The 690-nt window shown below is 37.7% G+C and carries 1 protein-coding gene; it reads right to left on the minus strand.

Annotated features, from left to right (window positions below; genetic code table 11):
* Positions 1 to 4: 4 nt before the first annotated feature.
* A partial coding sequence (locus HMPREF0520_RS04325) for a restriction endonuclease subunit S (RefSeq protein WP_006729704.1) occupies positions 5 to 690 on the minus strand: 686 nt, incomplete at its 5' end.

Consider the following 690-nt stretch of genomic DNA (forward strand, 5'->3'; position numbering starts at 1 on the left):
TGGCTTAGAGGTCGAGGTTGGAGACGTCAAGTTCGCCGGACATTAAACGAGGTAAAAGGGTATCTCTTAATTTGGAAAGCCTACGATTCTCTTCTTCGTTGTTTTTCATTAAAGCAAATAACGGACTTACTAATTTTTCATAATTGTTCATTGTTGTATTTTTTAAGACTGCAATAGGTAGCGATTTAATGGTAGTAAGGCTCAAATTAGCTTGGACGGCCTGCTGAATTCTTTTAGAATAGTATTCATTATGCCAATTACCAATGAAGAAACTATAAAGATATGCAGGAGTTACCTTGGTTTCATCAGGTCTGATAATAGCAACTGCTTGATTGGTGTTAGCCGGAAGCACACTATTATCTACCATTGCAAACCTACCCAAAGTGCCAGCAATAGTGAATACAATGTCATTTGCTTTGATAACCGAGCGTTTCAATAGTGCATTTGTTTCTTCATCAATAAAAGCAAACTTGCTGCTGTCAATAGAATGATTATCAAGTATTGACTCCGCTTTTATGAAATTTATGCCTGTGCTTGTAAATGATTTGCCAAGCGTTGTTGGCGTTGTTCCCTTGGTAACTACTTTACAGAGTTCTTGAAGTGGAATGAATTGCATTTCAGAAGGTTGAATGCCACCAAAAGGCTCAAAGTCAACAAACCAAGACTTGAATATTGCCTGTGCTTGCTCTT

This window comes from Lactobacillus iners DSM 13335 (assembly GCF_000160875.1).
Classification (GTDB): domain Bacteria; phylum Bacillota; class Bacilli; order Lactobacillales; family Lactobacillaceae; genus Lactobacillus; species Lactobacillus iners.